The 19,947-nt window shown below is 74.1% G+C and carries 18 protein-coding genes; 9 read left to right on the forward strand and 9 right to left on the reverse strand.

Translation table 11 applies throughout. The features are described 5' to 3' along the window. Positions 1–142: 142 nt before the first annotated feature. Both pelF and JK359_RS35345 read left to right on the forward strand, forming a co-directional pair. Positions 143–1,663 carry a GT4 family glycosyltransferase PelF gene (gene pelF, locus JK359_RS35340; RefSeq protein ID WP_201843730.1) on the forward strand — a complete coding sequence of 507 codons (1,521 nt, stop codon included), beginning with the start codon at positions 143–145 and terminating at the stop codon, positions 1,661–1,663. After that, complete coding sequence (locus JK359_RS35345) at positions 1,660–3,261, forward strand: hypothetical protein (protein ID WP_201843731.1); 1,602 nt, start codon at positions 1,660–1,662, stop codon at positions 3,259–3,261. Before pelF ends, JK359_RS35345 begins: the two co-directional genes overlap by 4 nt. A gap of 148 nt (positions 3,262–3,409) precedes the next feature. On the opposite strand, the gene JK359_RS35350 is transcribed toward JK359_RS35345, so the two are convergent. Continuing rightward, the gene (locus JK359_RS35350; protein WP_201843732.1) at positions 3,410–4,195 is read right to left on the reverse strand and encodes an adenosylcobinamide-GDP ribazoletransferase; all 786 of its coding nucleotides are present in this window, start codon (positions 4,193–4,195) and stop codon (positions 3,410–3,412) included. 73 nt (positions 4,196–4,268) lie between these two features. Here JK359_RS35350 and JK359_RS35355 point away from each other — a divergent pair, with 73 nt between their 5' ends. Next, on the forward strand, positions 4,269–5,033 hold the full coding sequence (locus JK359_RS35355) for a hypothetical protein (RefSeq protein WP_201843733.1): 765 nt from the start codon (positions 4,269–4,271) through the stop codon (positions 5,031–5,033). Here the strand turns inward: JK359_RS35355 and JK359_RS35360 are convergent. The 3 genes from JK359_RS35360 to cobT form a co-directional block, all read right to left on the reverse strand. After that, positions 4,973–5,707: a hypothetical protein gene (locus tag JK359_RS35360; protein ID WP_201843734.1), complete on the reverse strand. Its 735-nt coding sequence runs from the start codon at positions 5,705–5,707 to the stop codon at positions 4,973–4,975. The genes JK359_RS35355 and JK359_RS35360 overlap by 61 nt on opposite strands. A gap of 25 nt (positions 5,708–5,732) precedes the next feature. Further along, the gene (locus JK359_RS35365; RefSeq protein WP_236678947.1) at positions 5,733–7,538 is read right to left on the reverse strand and encodes a phosphatidylglycerol lysyltransferase domain-containing protein; all 1,806 of its coding nucleotides are present in this window, start codon (positions 7,536–7,538) and stop codon (positions 5,733–5,735) included. A 350-nt stretch (positions 7,539–7,888) separates the two neighbouring features. Beyond that, on the reverse strand, positions 7,889–9,025 hold the full coding sequence (cobT, locus tag JK359_RS35370; RefSeq protein ID WP_236678948.1) for a nicotinate-nucleotide--dimethylbenzimidazole phosphoribosyltransferase: 1,137 nt from the start codon (positions 9,023–9,025) through the stop codon (positions 7,889–7,891). A gap of 133 nt (positions 9,026–9,158) precedes the next feature. On the opposite strand from cobT, the gene JK359_RS35375 reads away from it, so the two are divergent. Then, on the forward strand, positions 9,159–10,139 hold the full coding sequence (locus JK359_RS35375) for a class I SAM-dependent methyltransferase (protein ID WP_201843735.1): 981 nt from the start codon (positions 9,159–9,161) through the stop codon (positions 10,137–10,139). Positions 10,140–10,480: 341 nt separating this feature from the next. On the opposite strand, the gene JK359_RS35380 is transcribed toward JK359_RS35375, so the two are convergent. Beyond that, positions 10,481–11,683: a bifunctional adenosylcobinamide kinase/adenosylcobinamide-phosphate guanylyltransferase gene (locus tag JK359_RS35380; protein ID WP_201843736.1), complete on the reverse strand. Its 1,203-nt coding sequence runs from the start codon at positions 11,681–11,683 to the stop codon at positions 10,481–10,483. A 168-nt stretch (positions 11,684–11,851) separates the two neighbouring features. Between JK359_RS35380 and JK359_RS35385 the strand changes: the two genes are divergently transcribed. After that, a complete protein-coding gene (locus JK359_RS35385; RefSeq protein WP_201843737.1) occupies positions 11,852–12,061 on the forward strand; it encodes a hypothetical protein in 210 nt (69 codons plus the stop codon). Positions 12,062–12,099: 38 nt separating this feature from the next. On the opposite strand, the gene JK359_RS35390 is transcribed toward JK359_RS35385, so the two are convergent. The 3 genes from JK359_RS35390 to JK359_RS35400 all read right to left on the reverse strand — a co-directional run bounded on the left by JK359_RS35390 (position 12,100) and on the right by JK359_RS35400 (position 14,651). Further along, on the reverse strand, positions 12,100–13,173 hold the full coding sequence (locus JK359_RS35390; RefSeq protein WP_201843738.1) for a S1C family serine protease: 1,074 nt from the start codon (positions 13,171–13,173) through the stop codon (positions 12,100–12,102). A gap of 57 nt (positions 13,174–13,230) precedes the next feature. After that, positions 13,231–13,944, reverse strand: coding sequence for a class I SAM-dependent methyltransferase (locus tag JK359_RS35395; protein WP_236678949.1), 714 nt, complete (start codon positions 13,942–13,944; stop codon positions 13,231–13,233). 107 nt (positions 13,945–14,051) lie between these two features. Further along, complete coding sequence (locus JK359_RS35400; protein WP_201843739.1) at positions 14,052–14,651, reverse strand: DUF3043 domain-containing protein; 600 nt, start codon at positions 14,649–14,651, stop codon at positions 14,052–14,054. 306 nt (positions 14,652–14,957) lie between these two features. Here JK359_RS35400 and JK359_RS35405 point away from each other — a divergent pair, with 306 nt between their 5' ends. Together JK359_RS35405 and pspAA are read left to right on the forward strand one after the other, a co-directional pair. Further along, the gene (locus JK359_RS35405; RefSeq protein WP_078611732.1) at positions 14,958–15,737 is read left to right on the forward strand and encodes a PspA/IM30 family protein; all 780 of its coding nucleotides are present in this window, start codon (positions 14,958–14,960) and stop codon (positions 15,735–15,737) included. A gap of 34 nt (positions 15,738–15,771) precedes the next feature. Then, positions 15,772–16,050, forward strand: a complete 279-nt coding sequence (gene pspAA / locus JK359_RS35410) for a PspA-associated protein PspAA (protein WP_201843740.1) — start codon at positions 15,772–15,774, stop codon at positions 16,048–16,050. 61 nt (positions 16,051–16,111) lie between these two features. Here pspAA and JK359_RS35415 read toward each other — a convergent pair whose 3' ends face one another. After that, complete coding sequence (locus JK359_RS35415; RefSeq protein WP_236678950.1) at positions 16,112–17,482, reverse strand: hypothetical protein; 1,371 nt, start codon at positions 17,480–17,482, stop codon at positions 16,112–16,114. A 494-nt stretch (positions 17,483–17,976) separates the two neighbouring features. On the opposite strand from JK359_RS35415, the gene JK359_RS35420 reads away from it, so the two are divergent. Both JK359_RS35420 and JK359_RS35425 read left to right on the forward strand, forming a co-directional pair. Next, complete coding sequence (locus tag JK359_RS35420) at positions 17,977–19,221, forward strand: sensor histidine kinase (protein WP_201843741.1); 1,245 nt, start codon at positions 17,977–17,979, stop codon at positions 19,219–19,221. Next, a complete protein-coding gene (locus tag JK359_RS35425; protein WP_201843742.1) occupies positions 19,218–19,898 on the forward strand; it encodes a response regulator in 681 nt (226 codons plus the stop codon). The genes JK359_RS35420 and JK359_RS35425 overlap by 4 nt, the downstream gene beginning before the upstream one ends. The last annotated feature ends 49 nt before the right edge of the window (positions 19,899–19,947 follow it).

Here is a 19,947-nt window from a genome sequence, read left to right on the forward strand (position 1 = left end):
GAAGGAACGCCCCACGAGGGCGCGGAGCCGTCTCGATCCGCGGCTCCGCCACGCGGGCGCGGCCGGCCACGACGGCGCCGGAGCCGACGGCCGGCCGCAGTTCCCCGCACGCGATCCGCACCACAGGGGGGAGCCCGCAGCGATGCGCACGGGCCGTCACGTCACCATGCTCACCGAAGGCACCTACCCGCACGTCCACGGCGGCGTCAGCACCTGGTGCGACCAGCTCGTCAAGGGCATGCCGGAGGTCGCCTTCCAGCTCGTCTCGCTCACCGGCACCGGCCGCGAACCCGTGACCTGGGAGCTGCCGCCGAACGTCCACCGGCACACCACCGTGCCCACCTGGGGCCCGCGCCCCGGCCGCGCCCGCGCCCCGTACGGCAGGGACCGGCGCCGCTTCACCGACACCTACGAGCGGTTCCTGCTGTCCTTCCTGGACCCGCGGGCCCGCCGCGCCTTCGGAGAGGCGCTGTACGAGCTGGCCGTCATCGCCCGGGAGGGGCGGCTGTCGGCGGCGCTGCGCACCGAGTCCGCGCTGCGCTCGCTGCAGTGGATCTGGACGATGCCGCACCTCGCGACGGCGGCGGCCGAGCCCACCGTGCACGACGCGCTGACCGCCACCGACCTGCTGGAACACGCCCTGCGCCCGCTGGGCGTGCGCATCCCCGAGGACTCGGTGGCGCACGCGGTCAGCAGCGGTCTCGCGACCCTGCCCGCGCTCGCCGCGCACCGCCTGGACGGCGTGCCGTTCCTGCTCACCGAGCACGGAATCTACCTGCGCGAACGCTACTTGGGACACCGCGGGCAACAACACCGCTGGCCGGTGAAGGCGTTCCTGCTGGGCTTCTACCGTGCACTGAATTCACACGGTTACCAGGAGGCCGACCTGATCACACCGTGCAACCAGTACAACCGCCGCTGGGAGGAGCGCGGCGGCGCCGACGCCGACCGCATCCGCACGGTCTACAACGGCGTCGACCCGCACGCCTTCCCGCACGCCGGCCCCGAACCCGACGTCCCCACCCTCACCTGGTGCGGCCGCGTCGACCCCATCAAGGACCTGGAGACCCTGCTGCGCGCCTACGCCCTGGTCCGCGCGGAACTCCCCGAGACCCGGCTACGGCTCTTCGGCCCGGTCCCGCCGGGCGGCGAGGAGTACCGCACCCGCCTGGAGAAGCTCGCCGCCGAACTCGGCGTCACCGACGGCCTCGGCTTCGAGGGCCGCATCAGCGAGGTGTGGCGTGCCTACGCCGCCGGCCACCTCGTCATGCTCTCCTCCATCTCCGAGGGCTTCCCGTTCTCTGTCATCGAGGCCATGTCCTGCGGCCGTACGACGGTCTCCACGGACGTCGGCGGGGTCCGCGAGGCCGTCGGCGACACCGGTCTGGTCGTGCCGCCCCGCGAACCGGAGGAAATGGCCGCCGCCGCGCTCACCCTCCTGCGTGACGACGAACGGCGCCTGCGCCTCGGCGAGTCCGCCCGGCAGCGGGTCATCGACCGGTTCACCCTGCGCCGCTCGGTCGACAACTTCCGCACCATCTACCAGGAACTCGCCGGACTCCCCGAGCGGTACGAGCCGACGGTCGAGACGGTCGCCGACTGGACCGCGGAACTGCACGACCCCTGGTACGCGGCCGTCGCGACGGACGGGGCCGGCCGGTGACCGACGACACCCGGCAGCTCCCCGGCTTCCCGCGGCAGCGCAGCGGGCCCGCCTGGGCCCGGCCGGACCCGATCGACGAACTGGCCCGGGAACTGGAGGAGCCGGTCGCGGCGGCCGTGCACCCGGACGAGATAGCCGCCCTGCTGGAGTCCGACGGCCTCTCCGACGACCGGATACGCGAACGCTACGGCGTCGAGAACTCCTTCGCCCTCGCCGAGCAGCTCTACGCCCGCACCCCGCGCCGCCACCCGGAGCCGGACGGCCCGCCGCCCGACCCCTGGCGGACCGGCCTCCTCGGCTGCCTCCTGCGAGGACTCGTCTTCGCCCTGCCCGGCTTCGCCCACGTCCTCGGCGCCCCGCTGCTCGCCGGCCCGCACGACGCCGGCCTCCCCGCCGGCACCCGCGCGCTGCTGGCGGGAGCCCTGTGCGGCTGGGCCTGGAACCAGGGGCTCGCCCACCGCGCCTACACCTGGCTGGGCCTGGGCGACCGTCCGGCGGCCCTGCGCTGCCTGCTCGTCGGCACCCCGGCCGGCATGGTCCTCGGCACCCTCACCGCGTTCGCCGTCGCGGGCCCCGGCCACCCGGCGGCCGTGACCTTCGCCGCCGGCCAGTCCGTCTACCTGGGCGCCTCCGGCACCCTGCTGGTACTCGGCCGCGAACGGGCGCTGCTGGTGGCCCTGCTCCCGTTGACGGCGGCCGCGCCGGCGTCCCTCACCCATTCCCTCCCCACCCCCGCCGCCCTGACCCTCCTCACCCTGTCCCTCACCACGGTCACCACCCTCGCCTTCCTGGAGGTCTCACCGGCCCTCGACACCCTGAAGCGGCGAGCACCCGCGCCTGGCACGCCGACCGCCCGAGGACCCGGACCGTCGGAGGAAGCGCCGGCCTTCATCGCCCCGAAGGGGTGCCGGGGACTGCGCGACCGGCCACGACGAAGCCGCGGACGGGCGACGGCGACGGTCCCCCGGCCACGAACGCACGGTGCCCGCAAAGCGCACGGTGTCCATGCGGGGGCGCAGGGGCCGCGGCTCGTCGCCTCGCTGCCCTACGCCGTGTTCGGGCTGGCCACCGGCACCCTCGTGCTGCACGCCGCCCTCGCCGACACCCTGGCCGAAGCCCAGCGCAGCGCCCCCGCTGCGGTGGCCCTCACCCTCAGCATGGGCCCCGCCGAGTGGCTGCTGTACCGCTTCCGCAGCGCCGGCCTCGCCACGCTGCGGTCCAGCCGCACGCCCCGGGCCTTCCGCCGGGTCACCGTCCGTAGCCTGGCCGGCTGCCTCGCCGGCTACCTGGCGGCACTGCTCGTCCTGGCCCTGGCCACCACCGCCCTCTGGCCGGGCGCCCCCGCCCCGGCCGGCCTCCGCCTGGCCGGGCTGCTCACGCTCGGCGTGGTCCTGTGGACGGGACTGCTGCTGCAGTCCGCCGGTGCCGTGCTCGGCGCCACCGCCGTGTGCTGCGCCGCCGCTCTCGCCCAGACCCTCGCGCTGCTCACCCGTGCCGGCCCCCCGCACGCCGTCGCCCTCGCCGTGTCCGCCGCGGCGGCACTCGCCCAGTCCGCGCTGGTCTGCGGCCTCCTCGGCAGGGTCACCGCCCACCGGTGAACAACAGCGTGCACAACCATCCGCCGCCGCGGCGTCGCGGGACGCCGCCGTACGGACCGGGCGTCGGCTAGGGCCTTTCTTTCGGATCAGGCCGGCTCCGGGCGACGGTGCCTTCCGGCCGACCCCGGCAAGCTCCGAAAGAGAGGCCCTAGCGGCCGAGGCCGAGCACCATGAGCGCGGTCGTCGCGGCCGTCTCGGCGAGCGCCCCGAACACGTCACCGGTGACCCCGCCGAAGCGCCGGGTGCAGCGGCGCAGCAGCAGCTCGGCGACGGCGACGGCGGCGAGCACCGCGCCGGCGGTGCGCGCGCCGTCGTACCCGCCGAGGACCGCGCCCGCCGCCCCGGCCGCCGCCACCGCACCGGCCGCCAGACCGAGCGCCGCAGGCCGGGGGACCACCCCGGCCACCGCCGCCCCCAGCCCCTCCGGGCGAGCGGCCGGTACCCCGGCACGGGCGGCCAGCGTCAGGGCCAGCCGGGCCGCGACCGCCGAGACCACGGCCGCCACGGCCCCCCGCGCCCAGGAGCCGGCGTAGAGCTGCGCCAGCACGGCCACCTGGGCCAGCAGCACCAGGACCAGGGTGAGCACCCCGAACGGCCCGATGTCCGACTGCTTCATGATGCGCAGCGCGTCCTCGGCGGGCTTGCCGCTGCCCAGTCCGTCGGCGGTGTCGGCGAGCCCGTCGAGGTGCAGCCCGCGGGTGAGCGCCGCGGGTACGGCGACCGAGGCGACCGCCGCGAGCAGCGGACCGGCGCCGAGCACGAGCAGCAGCAGACCGAGGCCGGCCGCGCAGCCGCCGACGACCAGCCCGGCCGCCGGGGCGCACAGCATGCCGCCGCGGGCGGCCGGCCGGTCCCAGCGGTGCACCCGGACGGGCAGCACGGTGAGCGTGCCGAAGGCGAAGCGGAGACCGTCGAACGCGGAGGACGTGAGCACCGGCGCAGGTTACCCGGCGGTCGAGAGGCCTCCCGCGGCCACCCGTACCGGCATACCCGGGTAATGTGCGCACATGGGGCACTGGTGGGTGCGGAACATCATCGAGCCGGGCAAACTCCCGCTGCTGCTCGCTCTCGCCGCCTTCGTGGGGACCTTCGTCGTCACCCGGGTCATCACCCGGCTCATCCGGGCCGGCAAGGGCCCGTTCGGCAACGTCAAGGCCGGCGGTCTGCACATCCACCACGTCGTCCCGGGCGTCGTCCTCACCGTCGTCGGCGGCTTCGGTGCCGTCGCCAGTGAGCGGCACGGCGTCGGCGCGGCCGTCTCGGCCGTCCTGTTCGGCATGGGGGCGGGCCTGGTCCTGGACGAGTTCGCGCTGATCCTGCACCTGCACGACGTCTACTGGAGCGAGGAGGGCCGCAAGAGCGTCGAGGTCGTGGTGCTCACCGCCGCCCTCGTCGGACTGCTGCTCGCCGGGTTCGCCCCGTTCGGTGTCAACGACCTGTCCCAGCAGGAGCTGGCCGACCGCGGCACCGTCATCTCCAACGTCGCCGCCAACTTCCTCTTCTCCCTCGTCGCCCTGAGCAAGGGAAAGGCCCGTATCGCCGTCTTCGGGGTGATCGTGCCGCTGGTCGCCGTGGTCGGCGCGCTCCGTCTCGCCCGGCCCGGCTCGGCGTGGGCCCGCCGCTTCTACGGCCGCCGCCCCCACGCCCGCGCCAAGGCCGCCCTGCGCGCCTACCACCACGACCGGCGCTGGGCCGGCCCGCGCCGCGCCGTTCAGGACTGGATCGGCGGCAAACCCGACCCGCGCCCGGCACGCCTGCCCCACCACAGGTGACGGCGGCAGCGGCGCAGCCGGCCCGCGTACCGGGGGCGCAGCGCCGCCAGCAGACACAGCAGCCCCACGGCCATCAGCGCGGCCAGGTGCTCCTTGCCCGCCAGGTTCTCCTTCACCAGCACCTCGACGACCATCGCCGAGGTCACCGCGCCCGCCGTCACATAGGCGCCGTACCGCCAGGCCACGAACACCGCCAGCCCCACGACGGCCGCCGACGGGCCGGTGTCCACCACCTGTCCGTCGGTCCACGGCAGCCCGAACGGCGTGTGCCCGCCGAGGGTGATACCGAGGCGCGCGTACAGGGTGCCGGCGAGGGTGGCGACGTACGCGATGGCCAGCGTCCGCCACCAGCCCAGGCACAGCTCGGCGATCCCGAACACCAGCAGGATCTGCACCAGCGCCCCCCACACCGGGAGGTCCAGCGCGGGCACGAACAGCGACAGGGGCGTGCGCGCCAGGGCCGGCCACAGCGGGTCCTCGGCCCGTACGGCCCCCAGGTCCTGCACGAGCTGGTAGCCCCACGGCTGGTTCTGCACGTACTGCAGGAACGCCGTCAGGCCCACCGCCCCGACCGTCATGGGGGCCGCCGCCGGCCCCCGCCTGCGCAGGGGTTCGCGCACGGCGGCGTACAACGGCCCCCATTCGGCACGGGCCCAGCGGGCGAGCGTTCCCATCAAGCGTTCCTTCGTCCCCGTACGGTCATCGGTGCGTGTCCAGGTGCCTGCGGTGCAGCCACTTCGGCAGTCCCGGCGCCTCCAGGAAGCCCTCCGCGCGGGCCGAGGCGAGGCCGATGCGCGGCAGGTCCGCGCTCTTCTCGAAGAGCAGGAACCGCGGCTCCCAGATGGGCCGGTACTTGGCGTTGGCGCGGTACAGCGACTCGATCTGCCACCAGCGGGAGAAGAAGCTGAGCAGCGACCGCCACAGCCTCAGCACCGGACCGGCACCGAGACGCGCCCCACGTTCGAAGACCGACCTGAACATCGCGAAGTTGAGCGAGACCTGCGTGATCCCGATCTCGCCGGCCCGCCGCAGCAGCTCGATGACCATGAACTCCACGAGCCCGTTGGCGGAACCGTCGGCGTCCCGGCCCCGGCGCATGAGGTCCAGGGAGAGCCCCTGCGGACCCCACGGCACGAAGGAGAGCAGCGCCCGCAGCCGCCCGTCCGCGTCCGTGCACTCCAGCATCACGCACTGCCCGTCCGCCGGGTCCCCGAGCCGGCCGAGCGCCATGCTGAAGCCGCGCTCCGTCGCGCCGTCCCGCCAGTCGTCGGCGCGCTCGACGAGCTGTGCCATCGCGTCCGCCGGGATGTCCGCGTGCCGCCGGATGCGCACCTCGTACCCGGCCCGCTTCACCCGGTTGTACGCCTGCCGGACGGTCCGCATCGCCCGTCCCTCCAGCGTGAACTCGGAGACCTCCACGACCGCCTCGTCGCCGAGTTCGAGCGCGTCCAGGCCGTGCCGTGCGTAGACCGTCCCGGCCTCCTCGCCCGCCCCCATCACCGCCGGGATCCAGCCGTGCACCCGCGCCTGCGCGAGCCACGGTTCGATCGCCCCCGGCCAGGCCTCCGGGTCACCGAGCGGATCCCCGGAGGCGAGACTCACCCCGCCGACCACCCGGTAGGCGACGGCGGCCTTCCCGGTCGGCGACCACACCACGCTCTTCTCCCGGCGCAGCGCGAAGTAGCCGAGCGAGTCGCGGTCGCCGTGCCGCTCCAGCAGCACCCGCAGCCGCTTCTCGTCGTCCTCCGTGAGCGGGTCCACGGCCCGCCGGGAGCGGAAGGCGGCGTAGAAGACGGCGAGGACGAGGGCTGTGCTGAGCACGTTGACGGCCACGTTGGCCCAGTTGGGCGGGTCGATCCCGGGGAAGCGGGACTCGTCGGCCGCCACGGAGACCAGCCGCAGGGCGCCGTAGTACCAGCGCTCCAGGAAGGTCGAACGGGCCGCGTCCGGCGCCTGGTTGGTGACCGTCACCAGCAGCCCGGCGAGCAGGCTCGCGGCCAGACCGCCGCCGACGGCCACGGTGGCCGCGAGCCGCGGGTTGGACCGGTCGCCCTTGGCGTAGAACTCCCGGCGGCCGACGAGCAGCGCGCCCACGAAGGCGGCCGTCAGCGCCAGGGAGACCCAGTTCTGCGCGTACCGCCGGATCTCCGGGAACGCCATGGCGAACGCGAACAGGGCCAGGAAGAGGCCGCTCATCACCAGGTTGAGGATCCACGCGGCCCGTTTCCTGCGCCGCATGGTGATCGCCAGGAACGCGGTGAACAGGCCGGAGGCGAAGCCGGCCGTCAGCAGGTACGGCGTGAAGAAGTCGTCCTGGTTGTGCCGGCGCACGTCCTGGCCGAGCGAGACCCACACCGCGCTGAGGAAGTTGATGAAGGCGACGGCCCGCAGGTACCAGACGGCGACGGCGGCGGCCTTCCGGGAAGTCCCGGTGGACCGCCGCGCGCGCTCATCTGCCGACTCGCCCCCGACTCGCTGCTCCACGGCAATCCGGGCATCTCCCATGAACCAGGATCATAAGTCGACAACCCCACCGAACAGCACATCCACGACCCCACCCCACATCCCCACCCACACTCGGATATACCACACCCACGACCTAGCCCCGGCACGTCACACCCACGGCCCCGCTCGTGCACGTCGCACCCACGGCCCCGCTCGTGCGCGTCGCCACCCACGGCCCCGCTCCGGCTCGTCCGCGGTCCCGCCCCGTATCCCCGGCCGTGCTGCGGCCGCATCTCTCGGCCGGTCGCTCTCTTCCGGCGGCCGCGTCTCTCCGCCGGTCACCCTTGTCCGCCGCGGCGGCGCTCAGCCACGGCGGTGTGGGCCGGCGGTGCCGGGCCTGGCGCGGCCGGCTACTCCGTCCCCTCGGTCTCCGGTTCCTCCTCGGTCCCCGGCTCGCCCGCGGTCTCCGGCTCCGGCTCCCCTTCCGGCTTCTCCGGCTTCTCCGGCTTCTCCGGCAGCTCCGCGGCCAGCGCCGCGGCGCTCCGCACGAGGGGCAGTGCCAGCATCGCGCCGACGCCCTCGCCGACCTTCACCCCCTGCTCCAGCAGCGGCTCGAGAGCCATCCGGTCCAGCGCCTTCGCCTGCCCCGGCTCCCCGCTGTCGTGCCCGGCCAGCCACCAGTCCGGCGCCCGGAACGCGACCCGCTGCGCGACCAGCGCACAGGCCGCGGCCACGACCCCGTCCAGGATCACCGGCAGCTTCCGCACCGCGCACTGCAGCAGGAACCCGGTCATCGCCGCGAGATCCGCCCCGCCGACGGTCGCCAGCAACTGCAACTGGTCCCCGAGCACCGGCCGCGCCCGCCGCAGCGCGTCCCGGATCGCCGCACACTTCCGCATCCAGGCCAGGTCGTCGATCGCGAGCCCGCCCCGGCCGGTCACCACGGACGCGTCGGTCCCGCACAGCGCGGCCACCAGCACCGCCGCCGCCGTCGTCCCGCCCACGCTGAGGTCACCCAGCACCACCAGGTCGGTGCCCGAGTCGGCCTCCTCGTCGGCGATGGCGACCCCCGCACGCAGAGCCGCCTCGGCCTCCTCCGGGGTGAGCGCGTCCTCGATGTCGATACGGCCGCTGCCCCGCCGCACCCGGTGGCGTACGACGTCCTCCGGGAAGGCGTCCGGAGCGCAGTCCAGGGCCATGTCCACGACCCGTACCGGCACCTGCTGCCGGCGCGCGAGCACGGCCACCGGGCTCGCACCCTCCAGCACCCCCCGCACCAGCTGCTCCGCACCGCCCGCGGGCCGCGCCGAGACGCCGAGTCCGGCGATGCCGTGGTCACCGGCGAAGAGCACCAGCCGCGGCCGTTCGACCGGCCGTACCGGTACGGCGCCCTGCGCGGCGGCCAGCCATTCGCCCAGCTCGTCGAGGCGGCCCAGGGCGCCGGGCGGCACGATCTGGCGCTCCCGCCGGGCCTCGGCGTCACGGCGCACGCCCCCGTCCGGGCGCTCGATCAGATCGGTGAAGTCGTCCAGATTAAGGCTGCTCATTCGCCGAACAGTACCGCCAGAGAACGAACGCCTCCGCGCCACATCGCCACCACACCACGACCACGTCTTTGCTCCTCGGTTCGCTATCCCATACGTTCCGGTTTGCCGCGGAATGTCGCACAGGGAGCCGCCCATGCCGACCACGCCCCTCACCCCGCAGATCACCACCCCCTTCGACCCCTTCCAGGAGCCGCGCCGCGAGGACTGCCCCTGGTGCGGTTCCCGCAACCTGCGCGCCCGGCTGCGCGCGCCGGACCCGCTGCGGCACCGGTCCGGCACGTTCGCCGTCGACGCGTGCCGCGACTGCGCCCACGTCTTCCAGAACCCCCGGCTCAGCGCCGAGGGGCTCGCCTTCTTCCACCGCGACTTCTACGAGAGACACCTGGAGCAGTTCACCGCCGGCGTCCTTCCCGCCCAGGAGATCCGCCGCCGGCACCGGGACACCGCCTGGCGGCTGTCGGCGCTGCGCGAGCCGGAGAGCTGGCTGGACGTCGGCACCGGCCACGCCCTCTTCCCGGAGGCGGCGCGGGAGTTCTTCCCGTACACCAGCTTCGACGGGCTCGACCCGACGGCCCGCGTGGAGCAGGCGCTGCTGGAGGGCCGCGTGGAGGAGGCACACCGCGGCTATCTGACGACGCCCGGCACGGCGGACCGGCTGCGCGCCCGTTACGACGTCGTCAGCATGTTCCACCACCTGGAGCACGCGCCCGACCCGCGCGCCGAACTCCGTGCCGCGCTGGCCGTGCTGCGGCGCGGGGGGCACCTGGTCGTGGAAGTCGCCGATCCGCGCTGCTGGTTCGCGGCGCTCCTCGGCAAGTGGTGGCTCCCGTACGGCCAGCCGCGCCATCTGCACCTGGTTCCGCCGGCCAACCTGTGCGTGGAGCTGGAGCGTCTGGGCTGCACGATCCTGGTGACGGACCGCAGGTCTCCGCACGTCCCGTACGACCTGTCAGCGGCCGTCGCCCTGTCCCTGGTCCATGCCGGGCCGGCGGTCCAGCTGGCGGTGACGCCGGTGCTGGCGCTGGCCTCGGCCGTGGACCGGGTGTGTGCTCCGTTGTTCCGGCGGAGTCGGTTCTCCAATGCGTATCGGGTGGTGGCCAGGAAGGAGCGGTGAGAGCGGACGACGGCCGTGTGCCGGGTGCGGGTGCGTGGTGGCCGGTCGCGCAGTTCCCCGCGCCCCCTGCGGGGCCCGTCTGTCGTTCGTTGGCTGCGGGTGCGTGGTGGCCGGTCGCGCAGTTCCCCGCGCCCCCTGCGGGGCCCGTCTGTCGTTCGTTGGCTGCGGGTGCGTTGTGGTTGGTCGCGCAGTTCCCCGCGCCCCTTGCGGGGTCCGTCTGTCGTTCGTTGGCTGCGGGTGCGTTGTGGTTGGTCGCGCAGTTCCCCGCGCCCCTTGCGGGGCCCGTCTGTCGTTCGTTGGCTGCGGGTGTGTTGTCGGGGAGGCGCGGCGCTCGGCGGGTGTCAGCCTCGCAGCGGCAGTGCCTGGCCGGCCACCACCAGGAGTACCTGTTCGCATTCGGCCGCGAAGCCCGCGTTCAGGCGGCCCAGTTCGTCCCGGTACCGTCGGCCGGAGGCCGTCGCCGGAACGATTCCCGAGCCGACCTCGTTGGACACCGCCACGACGGTCCGCCGGGCCGCGCGCACCGCATCCGTCAGCTCGCGCACCCGCTCCCGCAGGGCCTTCTCGCCGCCGCCCGCCCATTCCGCGTCGTCCCACGCCCCGACCGAGTCCATCACGTCCGTCAGCCACAGCGACAGACAGTCGATCAGCAGCGGCGGGCCCTCCTCGCCCAGCAGCGGCACCAGATCCGTCGTCTCCGTCGTACGCCATGACCCCGGCCGCCGCTCCCGGTGCGCCGCCACCCGCGCCGCCCACTCGCCGTCCCCGTTGCGCGTGCCGCCGGTCGCCACGTACAGCACCTCCGGGAAGGACTCCAGCCGCCGCTCCGCCTCCACCGACTTGCCCGAGCGCGCCCCGCCCAGCACCAGCGTCCGGCGCGGCACGTCCGGCACATCCTCGTACACCCCGGTCACCAGCGTCGTACCGTCCGGCACCGCCCGCGCCCCGGCCGCCGCGAGCCGGCGCCGCAACTCGGGTCCCGGCGGCACGTCGTGGTCCAGGTGGACGGCGACGACGTCCGTCGTGGGGCCCGCCGAGCCCACCGCACGGAGCCGGGCGAGCGCGTCCGGGCGGCCCACCACGTCCGCGAGGACCAGGTCGTAGGAGTCCGCCGTCGCCTCCTCCAGACCGGCCGGCGCCCCGCCCGGCGGCAGATACAGCAGCCGCTGCCCGTCCGGCCCGGTCACCGCGTACCCGGTGCCGCCCGCGTCCATCGCCACGGCCCGCACCCGATGCCCCGTCAGCAGCGCCAACTCCCGTCCGTCCGGTACCCGGCCGGGGTGCGGCAGCCCCGCCGGCACCTCCACCGCCGGGCCGTCGTGCGGATGCGACAGCAGCACCTGCCGTACCCCGCCCAGTGAACGCCCGGCCCGGGCCGCGGCGAACGCCGCCCCCGGCGTCAGGTCCAGCAGCAGCGAGCCGTCCACGAGCACCGCGGTCGCGGCCCGGGCGTCCGGCCCGAGCGCGGTCGCACAGGCGGCACAGGGACAGTCGGGGCGGGGCAGCCCCAGCGGGGCACCGGTACCGAGCAGAGTTGCTTCCACGCACCGATTCTCACCCGCCACCGCAGCTCTCGCCCCACCGGCGGCCCCTGAGGGGCGTCGACGGGGCCCCGCCGCCCCCGTGGACGCGCAGATGATCCAGGTCCTCTAACGGCCGACCCGGTGGAGCGAATACGCTGCCCGGCAGGTGTTGGATCAAAGGAGGCCCACATGACGGCATGGAAGTGGCGGTTCGAGAAGGCCGACGGGACGGAGGTCCAGCCTGCGGTGCTGCCCGAGGAGTTCACCACGCAGGGGGACGCCGAGTCCTGGATCGGCGAGAACTGGAAGGAACTGCGGGAGGGCGGGGCCGACCAGGTGCGGCTGTTCGAGGAGACCGACGAGATCTACGGCCCGATGAGCCTGCACGCCGACGCGTGATCCCGACCCGGGCGGGGGCGTGAGGAGGGGTTCCCTCCTCACTGCTCGCCCAGCGTCACCTCGGTCTTCCTCTCGTCGCCCTCGCGCTCGAACGTCACCGAGGTCCGCTGTCCCGGCTTCTGGGCCGCCAGTGCCTCGGAGAGCGAGGTGATGGTGGTGATGGGCTCGTCGCCGACGGCGGTGATGATGTCGCCGGCCTGCAGGCCCGCCTTGTCCGCCGCGCCGCCGGGAACGACGCTGACCACCGCCACGCCGGCCGGCCGGTACTGGTCGTCCACGACCGTCCGGGCGGTGATGCCGAGGGCCGCCCGCCCGGAGTCGACGACCTTGCCCTCCCTGATGATCTGGTCGGCGACCGTCCGCACCATGGACGCGGGGATCGCGAAGCCGATGCCGGGCGCCGCGCTGCCGCCGAAGCTCGGGTCGGCCGCGGCGAGCGTCGGGATGCCGATCACCTGACCGTCCAGGTCGACCAGGGCGCCGCCGCTGTTGCCGGGGTTGATGTCGGCCGAGGTCTGCACCATGTTCGCGATCGTCGCGCCCGTGCCGCCGCCCTCGTCGCCCTCGCTGACGGTCCGTCCGGTAGCCGAGACGATGCCCTGGGTCACGCTGGACGACAGCCCGAGCGGCGACCCCATGGCCAGCACGATCTTGCCGACCTCCACCTTGTCGGAGTCCCCGAACACGGCCGGCCTCAGACCGGCCGGGATCCGGTTCAGCCTGATCACGGCGAGATCCTGCTCGGGGTAGGAGTAGACCAGGCTCGCGGTGAGCGGCTCCTCACTGTTGGCCGTGGTCACCTGGAAGGTCTTCTCCGTCCCGACCACGTGCGCGTTGGTGACGATGTGCCCCTTGTCGTCGTACACCACCCCCGAGCCGAGGTCGTGCCGCCCCTGGATCTGCACGACCGACGGAAGGACCTCCTTGATGACCCTGCGGAACCGTTGCTCCAGGTCCTCCGCGGACATGGGTGCCGCCGCCCGCGTGGCCGCCGCGGTGTCCTCACCGGCCCCGGCGGCGGGACCGGTGCAACCGCCTGCCAGAGCCGCGCAGCACACCAGCGCGACACACACGACGGCCGTCCGCAGGGCACGGGTACGGGAAGCGTCCATGCCCCGAGTCTCGCCGTGCGGTGATCACGCGGCGCGTGCTGTTGCCCCGAACGGGCCTCAGCCCCGCACGCCGCACAGATGCAGCAGCGCCGCCACCCCGCGGTAGGGATCCGTGCGGCCGGCCCGCTCCTCGGCCGCCAGCAGCGTCTCCAGGTCGTCCGGGACCGCCGCGTCGTCAGCCGCCGTGTCCGTGAAGACCTGGACGCCGTACCAGGCGTGCAGGGGGGCCGCGATGCCGTCGAGCGTGGCGGCGAGCGCCGGCAGCCGGTCGGCGCGGACGTCGGGACCGACACGGACGGGTGTCCCGCCGCTCGGGCCGGTCCGGGCGTGGGGAAGGCAGGCGCTGGTGTCGAGGGCGGCCAGGGCGCCCGCCCAGTCACCGGACAGTCCCGGGCGCATGGCGAGCGCGTCGCCGTTGCGGACCAGCAGGGAGAGGAGGCCACCAGGGGCCAGCATCCGCGCCAGGCCCGCCACCAGCGGGTCGGGCTCCTCCACGTACATCAGGACGCCGTGGCACAGCACCACGTCGAAGCTGCCCGGCAGGAAGTGCACGCCGGTGTCACGCCCGTCGCTCTGCACCAGCCGCACCCGGTCCCGGATGCCTTCCGGCTCCCGGGCCAGCGCCTCCCGGGCGGCGGTGAGCATGGCCGTGTCCTGCTCGACCCCGGTCACCTGGTGGCCGAGCCGGGCCAGCCGCAGCGCCTGCGTGCCCCGGCCCATCCCCACGTCGAGCACCCGCAGCCGCTGCCCGACCGGGAACCGCCCGGCCATCTGCTCGTCCAGCTGCCGGGCGACCAGCTCCTGCCGTACGACATCGCGGAGCCCGCCCGGCGCGGTCAGCCGGTCATCGGCCGCATTCCCGGTGAAGGAGTCTGCGCTCAGGGCCGCTCTCCGCGCTTGACCTGCGGCTTCGGCAGCCGGAGCCGGCGCATCTGCAGGGAGCGCATCAGGGCGTAGGCGACCGCGCCACGCGTCTTCTCGCCCGGGAACCGCTCGGCGAGCCGCTTCTTCAGCCGGAAGCCGCTGACCGCCGAGTCCAGCACGATCAGCACGATCACGACCAGCCACAGCAGCAGCGCCACGCTCTGGACGCTCGACACCCGCACCACGCTCAGCACGAGGATCACCACGGCGAGCGGCAGGAAGAACTCCGCCACGTTGTACCGCGAGTCCACCCAGTCCCGGGCGAACCGGCGGACCGGACCCCGGTCGCGGGCCGGCAGGTACCGCTCGACACCGCCGGCCAGCGCCTGGCGCTGCCGCTCCAGCGCCTGCCGCCGCTCCTCGCGCTGGCGCTTGGCGGCCTCCTTGCGGGTCGTCGGCGTGTTGGCGACGCTGCGGCGCTGGGACTGGGCCTCACTGCGCTTGGGCGTGGGCCGGCCCTTGGGGGCCTGCGGGTCACGGGTCTGCTTGGAGAAGTTCACCGGCGCCTTGTCGGCGGTCGGGGCCTTCTCTTCCTTGGCACGGCTACGGAACACAAAACCCAAGGGTACGGGCTGCACCCGCCCGGACCCCAGTCCGGTGGGGAACGATCCGGCAACACCGGGCGTCTCCAGTGGAACAGGGAGGGTGTTTCCCGGCGGGGCCCGGCCGGGGGCCGCGGGGCCTGGTGGGATCACCTACTCCTTACGCCGGAGCGACAGGACCCGCAGTCGTCCTCGGGGATGAGCGCATCGCCCCGCGAACGGTGCGGTAATGGAGGCAGGGCCCGTACTGTGGGTCCTGTCGCAGGATGTGAGCTGGAGTCCGTCAGAAGGGGGCGCGCGAAGCCCATGAGCGGTGTCATGAAGCGTATGGGGATGATCTTCCGCGCGAAGGCGAACAAGGCCCTTGACCGGGCCGAGGACCCGCGCGAAACCCTCGATTACTCCTACCAGAAGCAGCTGGAGCTGCTGCAGAAGGTGCGGCGCGGTGTCGCCGACGTGGCGACCAGCCGCAAGCGCCTGGAACTCCAGCTCAACCAGCTGCAGCAGCAGTCCTCCAAGCTCGAGGACCAGGGCCGCAAGGCGCTCGCGCTCGGCCGGGAGGACCTGGCCCGCGAGGCGCTGTCCCGGCGCGCCGCCCTCCAGCAGCAGGTGACGGACCTCGAGACGCAGCACGCGACCCTGCAGGGCGAGGAGGAGAAGCTCACCCTCGCGGCCCAGCGCCTCCAGGCCAAGGTGGACGCCTTCCGGACGAAGAAGGAGACCATCAAGGCCACCTACACCGCCGCCCAGGCCCAGACCCGCATCGGCGAGGCCTTCTCCGGCATCTCCGAGGAGATGGGCGACGTCGGCCTGGCCATCCAGCGCGCCGAGGACAAGACCGCCCAGCTCCAGGCCCGGGCCGGCGCCATCGACGAGCTGCTCGCCTCCGGCGCCCTCGACGACCAGTCCGGCATGCACAAGGACGACATCCAGGCCGAGCTGGACCGGCTGTCCGGTGGTACGGATGTAGAGCTGGAACTGCAGCGCATGAAGGCCGAGCTGGCCGGAGGCTCCCCGCAGCAGGCCATCGAGGGCGGCACCGGCCAGGGGCAGTCCCAGCAGCAGCCGCAGGACACCCCGCGCTTCGACAAGCAGTAGGGCGGCGCCGGGACCCCGAGCCGAGGAGGCCGACGTGATCGTACGGATCATGGGGGAGGGCCAGGTGAGGCTGGACGACGTCCACCTCACCGAGCTGAACAAGCTGGACGACGAGCTGCTCATGGAGATGGAGAGCGGCGACGAGGAGGGCTTCCGCCGCACGCTCGGCGCCCTCCTCGAATCCGTCCGCCGGCTCGGCACCCCGCTGCCGGACGAGGCCCTGGAACCCTCGGAACTGATCCTCCCGGCCCCGGACGCGTCGCTGACCGAGGTCAGGGAGCTGCTCGGCGACGACGGGCTGATCCCGGGCTGATCCCGGGATGATCCCGAGCCGGGTCCGGGCCGGTCCCGCCGGGCCGGCCTGCGGCGCCGGGTCAGCGCAGGGTGAACCAGGTGGAGCGGGACTTCTGCCACTCCGGGTGGGTGAGGTCCTTCGCCTCGACGCCGTCGCCGTACAGATCGGCGGAACCGTCGTCGGTGATCAGCTGCACCCGGGCGCCGGCGGCGGTCGGATCGGGCACGGACACCACGGACTCCCAGCCACCCGCATCCGCCGTCGGCAGGTCCAGCACCTTCACCGGCCGGTGTCCGGCGACGCCGTCCCAGGAGTAGAGGGCGTACGGGTCGCTGTTGTCGTCGGCGGCCCAGGACCCGGCCACGATCAGGAACTGCCCCTGGTCGTTGCGGCGCAGATCGCGTACGGCGAGACCGCCGAGGTCCAGCTCGATCGGCGTGCCGAAGACCGCCTTGGTGCCACGCGCCACCTGGTCCATGTTCGTGACCGGCACGATCAGTGCCTTCCCGCCGTTCTGCGGCGGCACCAGCGGGGCGCGGAAGCCGACGTAGGCGGTGGTGGTGGAGCCGGGGGCGAACTCGAGCCCCTCGACGTTGAAGCCGTCGATCTGCTTCGGGACCTGCCCGGCGGCCGTCCCGGCGGCGAAGCCGTAGCGGTCGCCGTTGGCCTCGTCCCAGGCCACCAGGTCGTCGCGGAGCCGGTGCCCGGCGGTGCCGAAGGACAGCTGGGTGGCGGCGCCCGCACCGGAGAGGGTCGTGGTGAACACGGTGTTGCGGTCCGGCTTGTACTCGCCGTCCTTGTTGTTGCCCAGTGAGCCCGTCCAGTAGACCGTGTTGCCGACGCGAGCCGCCCCCTCGATGTCGACCTCCTTGTCCGCGCCCAGCGCGGCGTCGAGGTCCCAGCCGCGTACCGGCGCGCCGGAGGCGGAGCCGTCGTACAGGCGCAGGGTGTTGTCCTCGTCGTTGGCGACGAGGACGTACCCGCCGCCGGCGTCCACCGCCGCCGAGGCGTCCGAGGCGCCGGTCAGGTAGCGGGCGTCGGGGCTGTGCTGGACGGCCGGGGAGGCCGCGTAGTGCAGGGTCGTGGTGGCCGTCCTGCCGCCCAGGCCGGTGACCTTCAGGGTGAGGTCGGTGTAGCCGCGGGCCTGCGCGGTGACGGCGACGGTGCGGGCGGTGCCGGTGCCGGTGACGTGGACGTCGGTGGTGCCGGCCACCGTGGTGCGGCTGCTCCTGGTCGCGGTGACCGTCAGCGCGGAGGCGTCGGCGCCGCTCTGGGCGACGGTCACGGCGACGGTGGGGTCGCCGGTGCCGCCGACGGCGCCGGACAGGTAGGCGGCCGACAGCTTGATCGTCGGGGTGCCGTAGGTGACGGCCCGCGCGGTGCCGGGCAGGGCCGAGGCCGACAGGAGGGTGAGAGCGGCGACGCACCAGAGCGGTGAGCGGGGGCGCATGGAGTGCCTTTCGTCGACGGTTGCATGCCGAGGAGGAGGCTGAGCAGTTCCGGCCAACTCCGCGCGACACCTGACGGGCCGTCGGCCGACGAGTCGCCCAACAGCTCGGTGGGACGCCGTTCCGGCACGTGCGGGTGCGTGGTCGCCGGCCGCGCCGTCCCCCTGCTTCTTGGGTGCGCCGTTTTCGGCTTGCGGGTGCGTGGTGGTTCGTCGCGCAGCTCCCCCCGCGCCCCTTGGGTGCGCCGTCTTCGGCTTGCGGGTGCGTGGTGGCCGGTCGCGCAGTCCCCCTGCTTCTTGGGTGCGCCGTTTTCGGCTTGCGGGTGCGTGGTGGTTCGTCGCGCAGTTCCCCGCGCCCCTTGGGTGCGCCGTTGTCGGCTTGCGGGTGCGTGGTGGCTCGTCGCGTAGTTCCCCGCACCCCCCTGGGGGGCTTCGGTCGTCTTTCCTCGTGCTCCTTCGGGGTCCGGGCTGCCCGGGGGAACCGTACTGTTCTGGTCGTGAGCACTCTCGAACGCGCCCGGTGCAGCCTCAAGGCCCATCCCCTCGCCCTGGACGCGGCCCTCGCGGCGGGCGTGCTCGCCTGCATGGTCGCCGGCTCCTTCGTCGCGCCGAAAGGCGCACACGGCGTCACCTGGGGAGTCCGCACCCCCGACGCCCTGAGCCTCCTCCTCATGCTGCTCGGTGCCGCGGCCCTCGTCTTCCGCCGCCGCTACCCCAGGGCCGTCCTCGCCGTCACCGGCACGGTCTCGCTCGTCGAGTGCGTCACCGGCGACCCGCGCACCCCCGTCGTGATGGCCGCCGTGATCGCCCTGTACACCGTCGCCTCCACCACCGACCGCCCCACCACCTGGCGCCTCGGTCTGCTGACCACGACCGCGCTCACCGCCGCCGCCATGCTCGGCGGCCCCCTGCCCTGGTACGCGCAGGAGAACCTCGCCGTCCTCGCCTGGACCGGTATCGGCGCCACCGCCGGAGACGCCGTGCGCAGCCGGCGCGCGGTCCTGCAGGCCGTCCGGGACCGTGCCGAACGGGCCGAACGCACCCGCGAGGAGGAGGCCCGCCGCCGGGTCGCCGAGGAGCGGCTGCGGATCGCCCGCGACCTGCACGACGTCGTCGCCCACCACATCGCCCTGGTGAACGTGCAGGCCGGCGTCGCCGCCCATGTCATGGACAAGCGGCCCGACCAGGCCAAGGAGGCCCTCGCGCACGTCCGCACGGCCAGCCGCAGCGCGCTCGACGAACTCCGGGCGACGGTCGGACTGCTCCGCCAGAGCGGCGACCCCGAGGCCCCCACCGAACCCGCCCCCGGCCTGAGCCGGCTCGAGGAGCTGGCCGACACCTTCCGCAGTGCGGGCCTGCCCGTGGCCGTGGCCCGCACCGACGAGGGCACCGAACTGCCCGCCGCCGTCGACCTGGCCGCCTACCGGATCGTCCAGGAGGCCCTGACGAACGTCCGCAAGCACGCGGGACCGGGCGCGAGGGCCGAGGTCAGCGTCGTACGGGTGGGAGCGGACATCGAGGTCACCGTCCTGGACGACGGCCCGGGCGAGGCCACGGCCCCGGAGAGCGGCGGCGGGCACGGACTGCTCGGCATGCGTGAGCGGGTCGCCGCCCTCGGCGGCACGCTCACCACCGGGCCCCGCCACGGCGCCGGCTTCCGTGTCCATGCGATCCTGCCGGTCGACAGCCGCACCGAGACCCGCACCCACACCCGTACGACGGCACCCGGGGAGCCCGTATGACGATCCGTGTCCTGCTCGCCGACGACCAGGCCCTGCTGCGCAGCGCGTTCCGGGTGCTGGTCGACTCCGAGCCGGACATGGAAGTGGTGGGGGAGGCCGCCGACGGTGCGCAGGCGGTCCGGCTGGCCAAGGAGCACGGGCCCGACGTCGTCCTCATGGACATCCGGATGCCCGGCACCGACGGCCTCGCCGCCACCCGGCTGATCAGCGCCGACCCGGCCCTCGCCCAGGTCCGCGTGGTCATCCTGACCACCTTCGAGGTGGACGACTACGTCGTGCAGGCTCTGCGCGCCGGCGCCTCCGGCTTCCTCGGCAAGGGCAGCGAGCCGGAGGAACTGCTGAGCGCCATCCGGGTCGCGGCGGGCGGCGAGGCGCTGCTGTCCCCGGCCGCCACCAAGGGCCTGATCGCCCGCTTCCTGGCCCGGGGAGACGACGGCGACGGCCCCGACCCGGCCCGGTCGGAGCGGCTCGGCACGCTCACCGGCCGGGAGCGGGAGGTCCTCGTCCAGGTCGCCGGCGGTCACTCCAACGACGAGATCGCCGAGCGTCTGGAGGTCAGCCCGCTGACGGTGAAGACGCACGTCAACCGGGCCATGGCCAAGCTGGGCGCCCGGGACCGGGCCCAGCTGGTCGTGATCGCGTACGAGTCCGGGCTGGTCCGTCCGAGGATGGACTGATCTCCACCCGCGTGTACTGCGCGGGGAGTAGGGACCGGATAAGGAACGG

Origin of the sequence: Streptomyces actinomycinicus (assembly GCF_016741775.1) — a bacterium.
GTDB classification, from domain to species: Bacteria; Actinomycetota; Actinomycetes; order Streptomycetales; family Streptomycetaceae; genus Streptomyces; species Streptomyces actinomycinicus.